General features: G+C 42.0%; 12 protein-coding genes. 4 read left to right on the forward strand and 8 right to left on the reverse strand.

The genetic code is table 11. The annotated features are described in order from the left end of the window. Positions 1 to 232 precede the first annotated feature (232 nt). Positions 233 to 1,057 carry a restriction endonuclease subunit S gene (locus C9991_RS12145; protein WP_106812741.1) on the forward strand — a complete coding sequence of 275 codons (825 nt, stop codon included), beginning with the start codon at positions 233 to 235 and terminating at the stop codon, positions 1,055 to 1,057. Here the strand turns inward: C9991_RS12145 and C9991_RS12150 are convergent. From C9991_RS12150 to hsdR, 6 genes are read right to left on the reverse strand one after another with little or no spacing between them, the layout of a single operon-like run. Beyond that, on the reverse strand, positions 1,037 to 1,885 hold the full coding sequence (locus tag C9991_RS12150) for a restriction endonuclease subunit S (protein ID WP_232823325.1): 849 nt from the start codon (positions 1,883 to 1,885) through the stop codon (positions 1,037 to 1,039). The two genes, C9991_RS12145 and C9991_RS12150, sit on opposite strands and share 21 nt — an antisense overlap. A gap of 2 nt (positions 1,886 to 1,887) precedes the next feature. Continuing rightward, positions 1,888 to 2,124, reverse strand: coding sequence for a hypothetical protein (locus C9991_RS17100; protein ID WP_232823326.1), 237 nt, complete (start codon positions 2,122 to 2,124; stop codon positions 1,888 to 1,890). 49 nt (positions 2,125 to 2,173) lie between these two features. Beyond that, entirely contained in the window at positions 2,174 to 2,647 is a 474-nt protein-coding gene (locus C9991_RS12155) for a type II toxin-antitoxin system death-on-curing family toxin (RefSeq protein ID WP_106812742.1), read from the reverse strand. Then, positions 2,640 to 3,656 (reverse strand): DNA-binding protein, encoded by a 1,017-nt coding sequence (locus C9991_RS12160; protein ID WP_106812743.1) that lies wholly within the window; start codon positions 3,654 to 3,656, stop codon positions 2,640 to 2,642. The genes C9991_RS12155 and C9991_RS12160 overlap by 8 nt, the downstream gene beginning before the upstream one ends. Positions 3,657 to 3,660: 4 nt before the next feature. After that, positions 3,661 to 5,169 carry a class I SAM-dependent DNA methyltransferase gene (locus tag C9991_RS12165; protein ID WP_106812744.1) on the reverse strand — a complete coding sequence of 503 codons (1,509 nt, stop codon included), beginning with the start codon at positions 5,167 to 5,169 and terminating at the stop codon, positions 3,661 to 3,663. A gap of 14 nt (positions 5,170 to 5,183) precedes the next feature. Beyond that, positions 5,184 to 7,547 (reverse strand): EcoAI/FtnUII family type I restriction enzme subunit R, encoded by a 2,364-nt coding sequence (hsdR, locus tag C9991_RS12170; protein ID WP_106812745.1) that lies wholly within the window; start codon positions 7,545 to 7,547, stop codon positions 5,184 to 5,186. Between the two features lie 381 nt (positions 7,548 to 7,928). Here hsdR and C9991_RS12175 point away from each other — a divergent pair, with 381 nt between their 5' ends. Both C9991_RS12175 and C9991_RS12180 read left to right on the forward strand, forming a co-directional pair. Beyond that, a complete protein-coding gene (locus tag C9991_RS12175) occupies positions 7,929 to 11,159 on the forward strand; it encodes a S41 family peptidase (RefSeq protein WP_106812746.1) in 3,231 nt (1,076 codons plus the stop codon). 35 nt (positions 11,160 to 11,194) lie between these two features. Then, positions 11,195 to 13,387 (forward strand): beta-N-acetylglucosaminidase domain-containing protein, encoded by a 2,193-nt coding sequence (locus C9991_RS12180; protein WP_106812747.1) that lies wholly within the window; start codon positions 11,195 to 11,197, stop codon positions 13,385 to 13,387. 94 nt (positions 13,388 to 13,481) lie between these two features. On the opposite strand, the gene C9991_RS12185 is transcribed toward C9991_RS12180, so the two are convergent. After that, on the reverse strand, positions 13,482 to 14,453 hold the full coding sequence (locus tag C9991_RS12185) for a helix-turn-helix transcriptional regulator (protein WP_106812748.1): 972 nt from the start codon (positions 14,451 to 14,453) through the stop codon (positions 13,482 to 13,484). A gap of 220 nt (positions 14,454 to 14,673) precedes the next feature. Here C9991_RS12185 and C9991_RS12190 point away from each other — a divergent pair, with 220 nt between their 5' ends. Beyond that, a complete protein-coding gene (locus C9991_RS12190) occupies positions 14,674 to 16,587 on the forward strand; it encodes a hypothetical protein (protein WP_106812749.1) in 1,914 nt (637 codons plus the stop codon). A 447-nt stretch (positions 16,588 to 17,034) separates the two neighbouring features. Here C9991_RS12190 and ilvC read toward each other — a convergent pair whose 3' ends face one another. Next, positions 17,035 to 18,084: a ketol-acid reductoisomerase gene (ilvC, locus tag C9991_RS12195; protein WP_106812750.1), complete on the reverse strand. Its 1,050-nt coding sequence runs from the start codon at positions 18,082 to 18,084 to the stop codon at positions 17,035 to 17,037. Positions 18,085 to 18,203: the final 119 nt, after the last annotated feature.

Below are 18,203 nucleotides of genomic sequence, written 5' to 3' on the forward strand. Positions count from 1 at the left end.
CAATCTGCTTTTTTATTTAAAAGAGTGGAATAAAGTCTTAAAGGGCTAACTTTTTCAGTGCCCTCGTCTCCGAACCGTACCACTCAAGCTACATTAACTATCAGCGTTACCAAAAAGTCCTGACACAACCTCGAAGATATTATTATATATCACCCAGTTCCGAATGAACATTAAATTCTATTAATTCCTATTATGAGAAGATGTCCCACCCAAAATACAAATTTGCATAAACATGGAACATCTGAAAAAGAAATTAAATCAACTTTTAGAAAAGAAAATAGAACTGGATAATTATTTGGGCAAACAATTGCCTAAGGCTATTCTACAAGAGGCTATTCAAGGAAAGCTTGTGCCTCAAATAGCAAAAGAAGGTACTGCCAAAAATTTGTTGGAGCAGATAAGAGCTGAGAAGCAAAAACTCGTCAAAGAAGGCAAGTTGAAGAAGTCTGCCCTCAACGATAGTGTTATCTTCAAGGGTGACGATAACAAGTATTATGAGCAGATAGGCAAAAAGTGTTTGGATATAACTGATGAAATACCATTTGTAATTCCTGAAACTTGGCAATGGGTAAGGATTCGTGATGTATTTCAATTAAATCCAAAGAATGAGGCTGAGGATGAGACTTTAGCAGCATTTATTCCAATGGAAAAGGTAAGTGCAGGCTATAAATCAGATTTCACTTTTGATTTGGTTAAATGGGGAAATATAAAAAAGGGATTTACTCATTTTGCAAATGGTGACGTTGCTTTTGCTAAAATCACGCCATGCTTTCAAAACAGGAAGTCTGCAATTTTCCATGACTTACCTAATGGAATCGGGGCAGGAACTACAGAATTGAAAGTGTTGAGACCCTATGGAAATACAATAGGTAGATGGTATCTGTTGTATTTCTTAGAGTCTCCATATTTCATTGATGAGGCAACGTTTAAAGGAACTGCAAACCAACAGCGTATTGTCGTCGGGTATTTGGAAAGCAAGTTGTTTCCTTTACCGCCAAAGGAAGAGCAACAACGCATTGTCGCTCAAATAGAAAAACTATTTGAGCAACTGCGTTAATTCTTCAACTTTTTCAACAATACGCATTTGTTCCTCCATCGGAGGAAGCGGAACAAGGTAGCTTTTGACGGTTTTCGTTGAAAGCTCCTTTTGTTTTGTACTGCCATCAGATTTATCTTCTATAACAGATTGAACAGTGTTGCTAGCAAAATAATAATACAGGTACTCAGAAACGACATATTGTTTGTAAGGACGAATAACTGTAACGTGACTGTCAGCCACAGCTAACTCATAAGGGTTCAGCTTTTTGTAATATATAGCCATTCTCCCTAATGTACCTAATCCAGTAGAATTCCACATCAAATCTACATCTTGCAAAATATACTCTTCTTTATAAGACGAAATACTCTGTGGCTCAATGAATTTTGCCTTTTCTATTGAAAATCCTGACCATTGATTACACTTTTGAGCAACCACTGGATACTTTTTTATTAGACTGTATTTTGGTGATTTTCCTCTATGAATAAAAGAGCAAATATCATCAAGTCGTACCCATGCCCAATTAACTGGTATATCAAAAGGTATTTCATCATCAATACATACAGTATCCTCTCCTATCTTCTCATAGTACTTGTTATCGTCACCCTTGAAGATAACACTATCGTTGAGGGCAGACTTCTTCAACTTGCCTTCTTTGACGAGTTTTTGCTTCTCAGCTCTTATCTGCTCCAACAAATTTTTGGCAGTACCTTCTTTTGCTATTTGAGGCACAAGCTTTCCTTGAATAGCCTCTTGTAGAATAGCCTTAGGCAATTGTTTGCCCAAATAATTATCCAGTTCTATTTTCTTTTCTAAAAGTTGATTTAATTTCTTTTTCAGATGTTCCATGTTTATGCAAATTTGTATTTTGGGTGGGACATCTTCTCATAATAGGAATTGTCCTCACCACGGTAGATAATGGATGCGTTCTTGTCACGCTTGATTTTCTTCTCTTTGATTAAGCGTTCTTTCTCTTGGCGAATCTTATCAAGCAAAACGCTTGCAGGTTCGTCATTAGGATCCTGCGGTACAAGTTTGCCTTGTATCGCCCATTGTAATATGCTATTCTTTAATTGTTTTCCGTTCATTGTTCTTTACTTTGCGAATTTGCTAACCACTGGTTAGCAAATTCATAAATTATTCATAGTCCTCACCTCTGACACCTAACTCCCCTTTACTCATCGCATTGGCAATGTCAATTTTCAATTCCTCATCGTAATCCTCACCATTCATGAAACAAGTCATTATGCGGAGAAGCAAGTCTTTGTCGATATTTGATGCTGCCACATGATAGACGATAGACTCCATTTGTCGCATGAATATTGTAGCTTGCCAGAAGTATGAATTTTTGTAAAGGAAGTATGCTCCGAGCGTCAAGGCTATACGTTTGTTGCCGTCATTGAAATAATGACCAGAGCAGAACTTGTATACAAGAGAGCAAAGTTTATCGGAGAAATTCGGATAATACATATCGTTCTGTACAAACTCAAGAGCAGCTCGTATTTCCCCTTCATCTCTGACTCCATCGAAGCCACCATCACTTGCATCTATCATCTTAGCATAAACGCTTATGGCCTCTTCGTAACTGATGTATTTTACTTCCTCATTCATTATCTGCCTGCTTTAATCTTTTCAAGACATCCTTGTTATCTTCAAGAATTCTGTCAAAATCTATTGACTGGTCTCCAATAAAACGTTCAAATTCTTCTGGTGTTACCGATCTGAGGTATTCGGCTATATTGCCATGATAGGCATCACGAAAGCTGAAATCACGAGAAGCCATCTTGGTACGAGCATCATTAAGATAAGGCTTTTGCATCGGATGTTCTGCCAAGTCGTCAACAATTTGTTTTACCTCGTCCATTGATAACAATCTACCTCCATTTTCCTTGTATTGCTGCTGTATAACAGCACCAATACCATTCTCAAATGAAGATATGACAAGCAACACTTCGGCATAGAGGGTATGGCGCACATTATCCTTGGAGTCAAGAGAAAGAACCCTTCTGTATTCTTTGGCATTTTCCTTGAACACAGCTTCGTATATCCAGTCTGTTACTTGTGCATATTTGTAGGTTTTGTGTCCACCCACACATTGGCTCATTGCGGAGGTTAGGTTCTTCCGATAGTTCTCTTCAGTAATAGCTGCTGGAATATAGTTCACATCACGGCGATTGATATATTTTGTTCCGCCACCTGTTTTCTCATTTATCGTAGCTATCACAAGATCCAAAATGGTACTACGCAAAGCCTTCGCTTTTTCACTCTCCGTAAGCAACATACCAATATTTAGGAACGAACGGAAGTTGAACAAACCGAGTTGTGTAGTTTTGCTCCCGACATTGATGACGGGAGCAAATTGTAACTTTAAGTCTTTCAGGCGTTTACCTTTACATAAAACATATCCATTGCCAGATAATTCAGAACCGAAATTCTCAAGATATCTTTCAATTGTTCTTTCTTCAACTTCATAGAAATCGGCCACCATTTTTTTCGTAAAACGGTATTCTCCATCAAACATCATACCAGTAATGTCCAATGTCTTTTGTATCTTTTCTATTGCAAAACGGTTGTTCAACACGTTTAGCCTTTCTATCTTTGATACGGTTAAATCCTTCATTGTATTATTCTTCAATGTTTATTTTAATTCCCAAAATACGCTGTATCTCAGCCAATGTCTTATCAATCTCATGATCAAGAGCCTTGCGCTTCTTGAAATAGTCGGCAAGCAGTTCGGCTGGAGGCAAAATCTCCTCATCCTCTTTCGGGAACTTACACAAGTCGAAGTTGCAATCAGAATCAATCAACTCTTGTACAGGATAGCAGCATGATTTCTCATCTCCATCGGCAATGATAATTTCCTTACGGTCGTTCCACCATTCACGGATAGGATCGCAATGCTCTGACTTCATTGATTTTGTCTTGGAGAAATGCTTGTAACCCTCCGGCATATCGAGGCGATAGAACCACGTTTCCTTTGTAGAATAACCTTCTGGAGCATCATCTGCACTGGTATTGTCGAAGAACAGAATGTTGGTAGCAATCGAAGTATAAGGCGCAAAGATGCTGCCTGGCAAACGGATAATTGTATGCAAATTAAAATCTCTGAGCAGCTTGGTCTTGATTGCTATCTTTGTGTTGTCCGCTCCAAACAGGAATCCATCTGGAACAATGACTGCTGCACGACCATTCTTCTTCAAACGATACATGATAAGCACCATGAACAAGTCAGCTGTCTCGCTGCTTCGCATATCAGAAGGGAAATGTGACTTGACATCAGCCTTCTCATTACCTCCGTATGGTGGATTCATCAACACAACATCAAACTTGTCCTCGTCTGTATAATTGAGAACATCTTTTGTAAGCGAGTTGTCGTGATATACCAATGGTGTATCTATGCCATGAAGCAACAGATTTGTTACGCACAGCATATATGGGAATTGTTTCTTTTCTATGCCAAATACAGACTGATTGTACTCTTTGCGGTCTTCAGCAGTCTTTACCTTCTTGTCCAATTCACCCAACCAACTTGTGATGAAACCTCCTGTACCACAAGCGAAGTCTGCCATTTTCTCACCAATCTGCGGATTGACTATCTCTGCCATAAATTCGGTCAAGGCTCTTGGGGTGTAGAACTCTCCAGATGAACCTGCCGACTGCATTTCTTTTAGGATTGTCTCGTATATCTCACCAAAAGCATGGCTTTCCTCATAATCACCAAGGTTCAACCCGTCAATCACATTCAGCACTTGACGAAGCTGAACACCATCTTTCATATATTGGTTGGCATCCTCAAAGGTTGTCTTTACAATAGCTTGACGAATTGGCGTATCAGGTGTTACATCTATATTCTTGAGTTCCACAAACAATGTGTTGTTGACAAACGAAAGCAGCTCATCACCAGTCAAGGCATTACCGCTTCCATCGTCATGCGCCCAGTTACGCCAACGGCATTCTTCTGGAATAATAGACTTGTAATCATCATCGTCCAACTCCCAATCATTCTCTTTCTCGTCATAGACTTTCAAGAACAGCATCCACGCCATTTGTTCTATACGTTGCGCATCACCGTTGATACCGGCATCATTGCGCATTATATTGCGTACTCGTTTTACGAAATTTGATAAGCTCATATTTTGTTTTTACTTTATGCTATACTATATATGTTTTGCTCCAGTTCCTTCACGGCGTCAAGATAACCTTGCTTTCCACCAAAGAATTTCACAATGTTTGCCTTGGAGCCAAGTTTGCGGAAAGGGTCATTTTCAAGAACAGTAAGGCTTTCCAATTCTGACACACCTTCCTTGGTGTACTTATCCAACAAGGCTTCAAGCACAAGTCGTGCCTGTTCGCCATACTTGCTGAATATATCACGCTTCTTCACCTGCTCGGCACGTTCATGTCGTGTAAGCGTTTTCTTGCCATAGGCTATATGACAGATGAAATCGAAATCGTCAACATTGTCCATGTCTTGATCGTGCTTCAATGACGCAAGGTCGATACCACTTTCTTTGAGCATTTCAGAGATGTCCGACTTTTTCTTGGTCTCTTGCCACTTGGTAGTGAACGTGTCAATCGTTGCGTATGTATCAACAATACTCTTCTTTGTATAGTCAGTAATGCTTTCCGTACGAAGCAACTTGCCATTTGTATCATAGACAGAAACAACCTTGTTAATAACCATAACTTGGCAACCGTCTTTGTCAACAATCGGTTTTGGTCGTGATTCGGGGTCTGGCTCTTTCGAGCCTTTAGGTTCGTCTACTTCATTTGGAAATACATATTGTTTTGGCTCTTTATGTTTGGGTGGATAGTTAGGATCTATCTCAATCGGTCCGTCCCAATCAGGGTCAGCAAACAATCGTGTTACGTTGCGGAAGTCCATTACAGTAAAGTATGTCTTTCCTTCTTTCTCACGAAGACGAGTGCCACGACCAATTATCTGTTTGAACTCTGTCATAGAGCCGATTTGTTGGTCAAGAACTATCAGTTTTGTCATTTTGCAATCAACACCAGTTGAAAGCAACTTACTTGTTGTCGCTATGACAGGGTATTTAGAAGAAACAGAAATAAAGTAATCTAATTTACTTTTCCCGTATTCATCACTACCTGTTATACGAACCACATAGTCGGGATTTTTCTTACACATATCAGCATTGGCATTAGCCAAAGCCATACGCATACGTTCCGCATGAGTTTCATCAGCACAGAACACAATGGTCTTAGCCATGCGATCTGTACTTTTCAGATAGTTGGTTATCTCTTGCGCAACTTCCCTTATACGGTCTTCTATAACAATGTTATAATCATAGTCGCTGTTGTTATAAATACGGTCTTCTATCTCGTTACCGTTTATATCTTTTTGTCCCTTTGTCGGTCTCCACTCATCGCCAATGTTGGTTGTGATGTTGATTACCTTAAAAGGAGCAAGGAAACCGTCCTCAATTCCGTTTTTAAGACTGTATGTATATATAGGCTCACCAAAGTAGCCAATACTTGACTGGTACTTTGTTTCTTTAGGTGTGGCAGTCATACCAATATGAGTAGCCGAAGAAAAGTATTTTAAAATATCACGCCAGTTGCTATCATCCTTTGCACTGCCTCTATGACACTCATCAACGATAACAAGGTCAAAATATTCTGGATTAGGGAACAACTCCTTATAGTTTTTGGCATCATTCTGTCCAATCAACTGTTGATAGAGGGCAAAAAATACTTGATAAGAGCCCAATTCTTCCAAGTGATTCTTGTCTTTTGAGTAATCTATCTTGTGTGTTACCTTTTCTAATGGCTTGAAGTCCTGCTGTATGGATTGGTCAACCAATATGTTGCGGTCGGCAAGATACAATACTTTTTTCTTTAATTTACTGTGAAGCAAACGCCATACAATCTGAAAAGCAGTATATGTCTTGCCTGTGCCAGTTGCCATAACAAGGAGCACACGGTTTTGTCCTTTCGCAATGGCATTAACTGTGCGGTTTACTGCATTGCGCTGATAATATCGTGGCGGAAAAATGTTCTGACCTGTGCAGAAAGGTTGCTCAATAACAGCCAGCTCTTGCTCATTAAGTCCATTGCCATCGTTAGCTTCACTTTTATATCTTTCGATAAGTTCTTCTTTTGTAGGAAACTCGTCCATGGCAAAAGTGCGCTCCTTGCCTGTCAAGAAGTCATGTTCGGCAAAACCTTCACCATTTGAACTGTATGCAAACTTCACATCAAACATTTGGGCATAAGTCATGGCTTGTTGCAAGCCATGAGATACAGAATGATTGGCATCCTTTGCTTCTACAATAGCAATGGGTGTTGCCTTATTTGCATAAAGCACATAATCGGCATACTTAGGCTTCTCTCTATGCACAAGATTACCATGAAGGCTAATTTTACCGTCAGTAAATTTAACCTTCTGTTCCATGAATATACTATCCTTTGACCATCCCTTGCTTGTGATGGCTTCGTTGATATAGCGGAACTTGATGTCCTCTTCTGTTAATTCTTTACTTATGCCCATATTCAAATAATATTTTATTATCAGAAGTTATACAACATACTTGCTGATACCGAAAAACCATGAATTTTGCTACAAATATACATTAAATTTTGCTATAATCGTTATTGGTTAAGGCATTTTATGTAATTTCTCCAATAAAGCTGTGCAGGATAAATATTATAAAAACCAATACATAGCTCTTTTTAAGCCCTTCGGAGGACTTCAGCGAAAAGTTATAAAGAAATATCACAACAACAGCTGTACTTTCTTGCCGTTATTTAGCGTTTAATTCGACTTTTTTATGTAAGTTTGCAAAACATAACAAAACCCTATCTATTATAGACAATTAAACAACCAAATATAAACAATTAAACAAACATCACGAACATAAAATCAACAACGATGAGAAGACTCTTTTTAGCAACACTCCTCGCATCTTGCGGTCTTGCTGCTATGGCAGAAGACAATCCGCTATGGTTGCGCCATCCTGCCATTTCGCCAGACGGAAAGACAGTAGCTTTTGCCTATCGTGGCGATATATTCACAGTGCCTATTGAAGGCGGAACAGCAAAACAAATTACATCAAATGCTGCGTTCGACTCATATCCGATATGGAGTCCAGACAGCCGACATATTGCCTTTGCATCCAATCGCGAGGGCAGTATGGACGTATGGGTGATGGATGCAAATGGTGGTATACCTCGCCGACTGACCACAAACAGTGGAAGCGAGCTACCATTGCGTTGGCTTAACGACAAAACTGTAATGTTCAAGGCAGACGTTATGCCTACTGCCCAATCCATTATCTACAGTGGATCGTTTGCACAAGTCTACACCGTAGGAATAGAGGGTGGACGTCCACAACTATTCTCTGAAATAACAATGGATGCTCTTGACATCAACGACAAGGGTGACGTGCTGTATATGAACAACAAGGGTTATGAGGACCAGTGGCGCAAGCATCACCGCTCGCCTATAACACGTGACATATGGCTTAAAAGCGGCGACAAGTTTAAGCAACTTACTACCTTCAACGGCGAAAACCGCGACCCTGTATGGGCTGCCGACGGCAAATCGTTCTACTATCTTAGCGAGCTTGACGGCACATTCAATGTATACCGCCGCACCCTCGAAGGCAAGGACACACAGATAACAAAACACGAGAAGAATCCTGTGCGTTTTCTATCGGCTGCCTCAAATGGTATGCTGTGCTACGGATACGATGGAGAGATATACACAGTGCGCGAAGGCGAACAGCCCAAGAAACTAAACATACGCATTACTGCCGACAACGAGGGCAAGCATCTTATTAGACAGATACAGCGATCTGGCGCAAGCAACATCAAGCTGTCGCCTAATGGTAAGGAGATAGCTTTTGTTCTGCACGGCGATGTGTACGTTACTAATATCGAATATCGCACAACCAAACAGATAACAGATACACCTGAACAAGAGCGCAACATCGATTTTGCTCCCGATGGACGTACCATAACCTACGACTCAGAACGCAATGGATTGTGGCAGATCTACACAACGTCTATCAAGAATAAGGACGAGAAACAGTTTGCATATGCTACTGAGTTGGTAGAGGAAAGAATTACAAAATCAGACAGTACTTCCCTATGTCCGCAATACAGTCCGGATGGCAAGGAGATTGCCTTTTGGGAGAATCGCAGCACACTGCGTATTATCAACATAAAGAGCGGTAAGGTGCGCACGGCGATGGACGGCAAGTATCTCTACTCTTATAGTGATGGCGACATCGACTTCTCGTGGAGTCCAGACAGCAAATGGCTGCTTGCATCGTATATGGGCAATGGCGGATGGAACAATACCGACATAGCCTTGGTAGACGCATCAGGTAACGGCAATATACACAACCTTACAAACAGTGGCTATAGCGACGGCAATGCACGTTGGGTACTTGATGGCAAAGCAATGCTATTCAGTAGCGACCGCGCCGGATACCGCAGTCACGGCAGTTGGGGTGCTGAGTACGATGCTTACATCATGTTCTTCGACTTGGACGCTATGGAAAAGTTTCAAATGACAAAGGAGGAGCGACAGCTTGCCAAGGAGAACATGACGAAGAAGGAAAAGAAAGAGGAAGAGAAAAAGGAAAAGGATGAAAAGAAGAACGAGGACAATCCGAAGCCTGCAGAAGTGGAACCTCTGAAGCTTGACCTTGACAATTGTCGCGACCGTATAATACGACTCACCGTAAACTCGTCTAACCTTGGCGACGCTATACTTGATAAGGATGGCGAAAATCTATACTACAAGGCTGCGTTTGAGGGCGGATACGACTTGTGGCGTCACAACCTACTGGAGAGTCGCACCGAGATTATAAGCAAGAATGTTGGTGGTGGCTCAATGACATTTGATAAGGACTATAAGAATCTATACTTCCTAAGTGGCGGCAACATAAAGAAGTTTGACACATCCGGACGATCGATGAAGAACGTGGACTTTGAGGCTACATTCAACTATAAGCCTTACGACGAGCGTGCTTATATGTTCGACCATGTGTACAGACAGATTAAGGACAAGTTCTATGTTGCCAATCTGCATGGAGTGGATTGGGACGGATACCGCAAAAACTACGAGCGCTTCTTGCCGTACATCAACAACAACTACGACTTCCAGGAAATGTTGAGCGAGATGTTAGGCGAGCTTAACGCATCACACACTGGTGCAAGATACAGTGGAAGCTGGGCTTCGCTTCAGACAGCTAACCTTGGACTGTTCTACGACGAGAGCTATGAAGGCGACGGACTAAAGGTTAAGGAGGTGGTGAACAATGGTCCTTGCTCTGTAAAGAATACCGACATCAAGCCTGGTTGCATAATCCAAAAGATTGACGGTACCGACATAACCACTGGTATGGACTATTTCCCGTTGCTGGATGGCAAGATTGGCAAGCCAATACGCCTTACTGTAAGCAAGGCTAAGGGCGGCAAGACATTCGATGTTGTGGTAAAGGGCATATCTAAAGGCGCACTTACCGACCTCTTGTATAAGCGTTGGGTAGAGCGCAACCGCAAGCTTGTAGACAGTCTGTCTAACGGACGTCTGGCTTACGTGCACGTTAGAGCAATGAACAGCAAGAGCTTCCGCGATGTTTATAGCGAACTGCTTAGCGAGCGCAACCGCAACCGCGAGGCGGTTATCGTAGACGAACGACACAACGGAGGCGGATGGCTACACGATGACCTTTGCACTTTGCTCAGTGGCAAGGAATATCAAAACTTTGTTCCACAAGGCAAATATATTGGTCGAGACCCATTCAACAAGTGGACTAAACCATCGTGTGTGCTTATTTGTGAAGACGACTACAGCAATGGACATGGGTTCCCAATGGTATACAAGACACTTGGCATAGGCAAGCTTATTGGTGCTCCTGTAGCAGGAACCATGACTGCCGTTTGGTGGGAGAAGATGATAGATCCGACTATGGTTTACGGTATTCCGCAAGTGGGATGCAGAACTCTTGACGGCATATACGGCGAGAATACTCAGCTAAATCCAGATATCGTGGTGTACAATACACCTGAAGACTACCTCTCTGGCAACGACCGACAGCTGAAGAAAGCTATAGAGGAGATGTTGAAAGAGGCTGATAAGAACAAGTAAAACCCATACTCTACTAACAAACAACATTACATAAAATGAACAAACTGACTATCGGAATTATCTCCGCTCTTGCTTTGGCTGGTACAATGCCAGCCAAAGCACAGTTTAAACTTGTAAACCCGGTGCCGCAGAATATACAAAGCACTGGGTTTGCACAGTTGCCACAATGCGTTAATATTAAGACAAGCAACAATCGTGACAATTCGTTTGCCGTAGCTGCCCTGAAGAATGGCATTAGGGTGGAATCTAATGCAAAGTACACAATCACACTCGGCATAAAAGGCGACAAGTGTGTCAAGGCATACGCCAAGCATTTGCCTAAAAAGGCAGAAGGCTACTGGCTCAGCATAAACGACAAGGGTGCTATAATAATAGGTAACGACGAGGAAGGACTCTTTTATGGTGTACAGACTTTCCTTGGCTCTATTGCCAAAGGCAAACTTGAAACTGGCACCGTAGCCGACTGGCCTGACGTAGACTTCCGCGGTACTGTGGAGGGTTTCTATGGCACACCGTGGAGCCATCAAGCACGTCTTAGCCAGATAGCCTTTTATGGACGCAACAAGATGAACACTTACATCTACGGTCCAAAGGACGATCCTTATCACCGCGACCAATGGCGCAAGCCTTATCCTACAGAAGAGGGCAACCGCATAAAAGAACTAAACGAGGTAGCCAAGAAGAATGGTGTAAACTTCTATTGGGCAATTCACCCAGGAGTGGACATAAAGTGGAACAACGAAGACCGCGACAATCTTATCAACAAACTTGAGATGATGTACGCTCTTGGCATACGCTCGTTCGCCGTTTTCTTTGATGACATCTGGGGAGAAGGCGCTAAGGCCGACAAACAAGCCGAACTGCTGAACTATGTTGACAACAACTTCATCAACCGACATAAGGACATATCGCCTCTTATAATGTGTCCTACCGAATACAACAAAGCATGGGCCAACGACGAGAAGGGTTATCTGCGCACACTTGGCACAAAGATGAATAAGGACATACGGATAATGTGGACAGGCAATTCGGTTGTGCATTGCATAGACAAGGAGTCGATGCAATGGATTAACAGCAGAATTGACCGTAAGGCTTACATTTGGTGGAACTTCCCTGTGAGCGACTTTGTTAGAGACCATATACTTCTTGGTCCAGCCTATGGCAACGGCAAAGACATTGCAAGCGACGTGTCTGGATTTGTATCTAACCCTATGGAACATGCCGAGGCTTCCAAGGTTTCGCTTTATGGTATAGCCGACTATACTTGGAACATGAAGGCTTATGATGCCAAGACCGATTGGCTAAAGGGCATAGAAGACCTTCTTCCTGGCAATACCGAAGCACTTCGCACATTTGCCCTTTATAATAAGGACCTTGGACAAAATGGACACGGGTTCCGTCGCGAGGAAGGTGAAGAGCTTAAGGATATAGCTGCTGCAGCTGTGAAAGGCGACAGCAAGGCTATTGAGGAGATTAACACTAAGTGCATACAACTGAAGAACGCTTGCGACCTGTTGCTTGCCGACAAGAGTAACAAGGAACTTATACGCGAGTTGCGTCCGTGGTTGCTGCAAGCAAAGAATCTTGCCGACTATGGTACTACGGTTGTAATGATGAATCAGGGCAATAATATTATCAACTTCAACAATCTCTATCAGCAAGCCAAATCTATACAAGAGCAGATGTTTGAGCTTGAAAACTCTGACGTTCGCCATGCCTTGCAACCAGGCATAAAGGTAGGCACAAAGGTGATGCTGCCTACACTGCACAAGCTATTTACTCTGGCTGTAGACAACTACAACAAGCAGAACGGCACAAACCTCTCTAACGTGGCAGAATATATGCCGTATAAGCTGACGAGCAACGTAGAGCAGTTGCGCTTGCTGCCTATAAGCATCAAGAACACTAATGTGAATGTGGCTCCATCCAACGAGGTTATCAACTGGCAAAAGGACGGCTTCGTTGAGATTGAAACCGAACACGTGGTTATGCTCAATGGTATGGACTTCAACTTTGACGTTGAGAACATTGCCGACAAGTTCAAGCTCGAGGTTATGACAAACGGTATATGGCAGCCTATAAGCCTAAGTATGAACAAGCGCAATAAGACCTTGGTGAACGCAGGACACGAGATTGACGGACTAAAGGCAAAGAAGCTACGACTTACCAATACGTCGGGCGAAGACCTAAAGGTTTACTTCCGTAGCTTTAAGTTTGCTACGAAGTAAAGGCGCAATGGGCGTTAATGCTCATGCTGAGCATAACAATATAAAAGGAAGCTTATCTATCATGATAGCTTCCTTTTTTGTTTCCACCTCTTGACTATTCTATTTTCATCATCCGTTTTTGTAGCGCATCATTAAGATTGTCTGCAGACTGCAACCTTAGTTTGCGTCGTATGTTAGCTCGTTGTGTATTGATGTTCGATTCTGATTTGTTCAGCATCGTGCAGATGCTACCTAATTTATATCCTCTCAATATCAGTTGCACAATGTCACGTTCAGATGAAGAGAGCTCAGGGAAACTCTCCTCTATTTGTTTGCTCGTTGTCGCTTGCGCTTTCACATATTTCATAACATTATCGACAACATATTTTTGGGTCTTCTCGCTAAATTTATTAAGAATAAGAAGTGTCTCATCCTCGCTTTGCTCCTTTTTAGCCAATTCTATATACAACTTAAGCTGTTCCTTGTTTAGCCGCAGCACATGCATAAGCTCTTCCTCCTCTTGTTTTATTGTCTCGTTTTCGTCCTGCAACTGCTCGGATATACGGGCAATGTGTAAGCCAAGTATGCCTATATAAGCAAATACAAGCAACACCATAACGGCATATTGCTGGAAGTCGTGACCGTTGGTGAATAGCATACACACAAAGAAGGTGACGATAGAAATGACCACATTGGTCAAGATTGTTATGCCCTGATAGGTGGCGACCGAAAACATGGTGTTGGCTGTGAGAATAAGGATGTTTACAAGAATCACCATTTGTGTGTGAGGCACCGCGGGTGTGAAAGCACAATATACAGTGTCTATGCTTATGAGCACCTGTGTTGTAGAAGAGAGAAGCGACACTGTGCGCAAGATGCTCATCTTCTTGACAATGTAACATGTGGACCACAGTAAGGTTAGCAACAACAATATGCTGTTGGTGAATTTATAGAAAATATCGAATGAACCAGATAGCTCTAACAAATCAGACAGAGCGCCTAACACAAGTATAGGCACATACCACACAGCCAAGCGTTGCCTACGTTGGTTAAGCAATGATTTCTCTTTAACTTTTATTATGTTCATAATAGTTATGTTTAGTTTTTTAGTTTTAACACCTACTTATAGCTGCAAATTTAGTAAAAAAATAGCGTTTTGCCTTTTTTTGACGTGTAAAAATTAAAGATGCAAAGTCTTTTGACTATATTTTAGGGTAGTTTGATTTGATAAATATTTATTTAAAAGCTAAATTTGTCACCAAGAAAAATAGAACAACAATTCAAATAATCTCTAAAAAATTTACATTATGAACAATCAACACAAAACCATCGACCATTGCTTCGCACTATGTGCAGCTATGGCATTTTTCTTTTCTTTTGTTTTCTGCGCATGTAGCAATGACGAAAATATTGCTGAAGGTGGAGGCGAAGATGATGTAGTGTTTGTCGATGACAACGATGATTCCACACCCACCATCGACGAGATGAAGGTGAAATCGTACCTACGAACCTATGTTGTTGCTGGCAACTATAGGCATAGCGGAAAGGCTCTCGTCAAACGTTTGCAAGACGTGGCAGAGGTTATGGACGCAAGCGTTCAGACATTTATTGTAGACAACAACAGCGTGGCAACACTTACAGACCTCGATTATCGTAACATGGCTCTTCTCGTGGCACGTGGAGGAAACTTGGTTATTTGCCAGCCAACAAAAGCGGTACTAAAAACAATGGCTGTGAAACTGAAAGACACGGCATTGTCGATGTACAAAAACCAAGAACTAACATTCAATGATGTGGGCTTCCGCGCTTTTCATCGACTGTTACTTATGTTTAAAGAAAACAAGGATTTTTCTCCAGCCATGACCGACAACATCGACAGCAACGACATTCTTTTCGACCTTTTAGCTTTACGCGGCGATATGAAACACGCTGTAACCGATGTCACCGAGCAGGAAAAGGAGAATGCCAACAACCCACCTACAGATTATCTCTATGGTAAGCTTGCCGACGAGACTGCAGAATGGCTTGACCGACGTGACGATAACAAGGAACGTATGGCGAAAGGACGCCTACTCATGGCACAGCAAGCTAACGGCCCACAAGAAATATACGACAACATCAGCACAACCGACCAGTTTGAATATGCTATGGTCACAAGAACTGGACACAAGCGTGCCATCATGAAACTGCAATATAACGTTTGGGCTGTGAACGACACCAAAGGCTACGACTATTATCTCCTCCAACAGGAAATTGTCTGCACCAACGACCAGTTTAATTTCGCATACGATGACAAGAAGAAGTGGACATCTTGGGGAGTGAGAGAAGCGGTTATTGAAAGCCTTACTTATGCTAAGAATCCCAGCAAAACAATATATGCTCACTGGCCATATCTTAAAGATCTGTCTACAAACGTGAAGTTTTCTGACGGTAGCGCAAGCATAAAAGACATATCTCCAACTCAAATAGACAAGGGTAGCACCACCTACACCCAAACCACACACATGTCGCTCAGTGTGGCGTTTCTGAATCCTGAAATAAAGGGCGGACTGGACATGACAAACTCGGTAACACGAACAATTCCCGACATTAGCACCGACTTCAAATTAGGAAAAGACGCCATCAGCCCACAATGGTCATACGCCATCACACAACAGCCTAAAATTATAAAAAAATTTGGCTCAGACATCTGGCAACACGACGTGGTCAAGCCGTCTTACCACTCCACTTTCATTGTAGGGCACAGTTGGATATGGAAGGTAAAACACAATGACAAAACCTTTAGCTTCGACACTCATGTCACCCTAAACATGGAAGCTCTTTGGTATGATAAAGGTTTCAAAAGGAGCGGATATCACATCTTCCCCAACCATATTGACGTAACCTATCAGCTCACGCCGCCATCGCGTTATGAGCAGGTGTGGCTGATGGTGATGAAAGAGCGCAACGATGATGACTACAATTACATGAAGGAGTATGTCAGAAACTTTGAGTCGAAGTTCTCACTAAACACTGTAAAAAACGATGACAGATATGAAATTGGCAGACGAATGGACTCTATAGCTAAGGATCTCTCAACGCATAAGGACATCTTCTTGGAGCGTAAAATTAAACCCTTCCAACTTAGGTTTATCCCTAACGACAAGACAGATGCCATAAGAGTGTATGACGTTAATTTCTCTGCCTCGCCCGCTGTAAAAATAAATAAAGATGCAAAATAACATCGTGAAGGAACAAAAATAAGGAAACATTAGGCTAATAAATGCCGAGCATAACAAGCAAAACGGCTAAGAGTTTAAATAAACTTCTTAGCCGTTTTTGCTATAGTTACCAACTTTTACGATTATTTACTACGCAAAAGAAAACGTGTTCCTAATGCCAATAAAAATATGTATATTAACGAAATTAATATTGTCTCAATAAAACTTGCGTCAAAAGCGACTCTCATAAGTTTACTGATTAGAATAAATACTAATACACATAATATAGAAAGTATCTCGTTCTTTCTTTTATAATCATGAGTAAATATCAATACAATTATGTAAGAAAACACAATAATACCAAGAATAAGTGCCACCATATTAGAAAGGCATTATACAATGAGAAAGGTATGGCAGGAAAATCCCTGCCATACCTTATTTATTTTTGACCTATTACTATGTGACTCTTTACTTAGCCTCATTCTCCGGACGGAGCTCGCGAACTGTCTCGGCAGCGCGCCACATTTCCATGTCGTGCATAGCCTTAAGCTCAGCGTTAAGCTTCTCACGGTAGTCTGGCTTAGAGTTAGAATCGATAGAAATCTGAGCCTCGTTACCAGTCTTAACAGAGAGATAAAGCCACTCCATAACAGGCTTGATAGCCTCGCGGAACCGAGGAGCCCAATCCAAAGCACCACGCTGTGCTGTTGTAGAACAGTTTGCATACATCCAGTCCATACCCTTCTCGGCGAAGAGAGGCATAAGACTCTGTGTAAGCTCCTCAACAGTCTCGTTGAAAGCCTCAGAAGGAGAGTGACCATGCTCACGAAGAACCTCATACTGAGCCTCAAGCAATCCCTCAATAGCACCCATCAGTGAACCACGCTCGCCAGTAAGGTCGCTTGTTGCTTCACGTTGGAAAGTTGTCTTGAACAGATAGCCGGCACCGATACCAATACCAAAGGCGATAGTCTTCTCCTCTGCCTTACCTGAGTGATCCTGATAAACAGCATAAGAGCAGTTCAAGCCACGACCCTCAAGGAACATTGTACGGAGCGATGTACCCGAACCCTTAGGAGCAACCATTATAACATCTACATCTGCTGGAGGAACTACACCTGTGCGGTCGTTCCAGTTGATAGCAAAACCATGTGAGTAGTAAAGTGTCTTGCCAGGTGTTAGATATTTCTTTATTTTTGGCCATACTGCAATCTGACCTGCGTCAGAAAGAAGCATGCAGATAATAGTACCCTTCTCGGCTGCCTCTTCAACAGAGAACAATGTCTTACCAGGAACCCAACCGTCAGCTACAGCCTTGTCATAAGTTTTGCCTGGACGCTGACCAACGATAACGTTGAAACCATTGTCGCGCAAGTTTCCTGCCTGACCAGGACCCTGAATACCGTATCCCAAAATGGCAATCGTTTCGTTTTTCAGAACTTCACGTGCTTTTTCCAATGAAAACTCTTTGCTGGTGACTACTGTCTCTACAACGCCACCGAAATTCATTTGTGCCATATTACAATAGTTTTAAGGCGGTCTACAAACGACCGCGGGTTTATATTTTCTTTATATCAGTTGTTCGTACAAATACTGGTCGAGGTGTTATTTTGTTTCTTTTACGACTGCAAAGGTAA

The organism is Prevotella merdae (assembly GCF_900290275.1).
GTDB classification, from domain to species: domain Bacteria; phylum Bacteroidota; class Bacteroidia; order Bacteroidales; family Bacteroidaceae; genus Prevotella; species Prevotella merdae.

Coding starts and splice junctions, on each gene's coding strand:
- C9991_RS12175 (WP_106812746.1), top strand. CDS start 7,929: ATGAGAAGACTCTTTTTAGCAACACTCCTCGCATCTTGCGGTCTTGCT.
- C9991_RS12185 (WP_106812748.1), bottom strand. CDS start 14,453: ATGAACATAATAAAAGTTAAAGAGAAATCATTGCTTAACCAACGTAGG.
- C9991_RS12190 (WP_106812749.1), top strand. CDS start 14,674: ATGAACAATCAACACAAAACCATCGACCATTGCTTCGCACTATGTGCA.
- C9991_RS12165 (WP_106812744.1), bottom strand. CDS start 5,169: ATGAGCTTATCAAATTTCGTAAAACGAGTACGCAATATAATGCGCAAT.
- C9991_RS17100 (WP_232823326.1), bottom strand. CDS start 2,124: ATGAACGGAAAACAATTAAAGAATAGCATATTACAATGGGCGATACAA.
- C9991_RS12160 (WP_106812743.1), bottom strand. CDS start 3,656: ATGAAGGATTTAACCGTATCAAAGATAGAAAGGCTAAACGTGTTGAAC.
- hsdR (WP_106812745.1), bottom strand. CDS start 7,547: ATGGGCATAAGTAAAGAATTAACAGAAGAGGACATCAAGTTCCGCTAT.
- ilvC (WP_106812750.1), bottom strand. CDS start 18,084: ATGGCACAAATGAATTTCGGTGGCGTTGTAGAGACAGTAGTCACCAGC.
- C9991_RS12155 (WP_106812742.1), bottom strand. CDS start 2,647: ATGAATGAGGAAGTAAAATACATCAGTTACGAAGAGGCCATAAGCGTT.
- C9991_RS12145 (WP_106812741.1), top strand. CDS start 233: ATGGAACATCTGAAAAAGAAATTAAATCAACTTTTAGAAAAGAAAATA.
- C9991_RS12150 (WP_232823325.1), bottom strand. CDS start 1,885: ATGGAACATCTGAAAAAGAAATTAAATCAACTTTTAGAAAAGAAAATA.
- C9991_RS12180 (WP_106812747.1), top strand. CDS start 11,195: ATGAACAAACTGACTATCGGAATTATCTCCGCTCTTGCTTTGGCTGGT.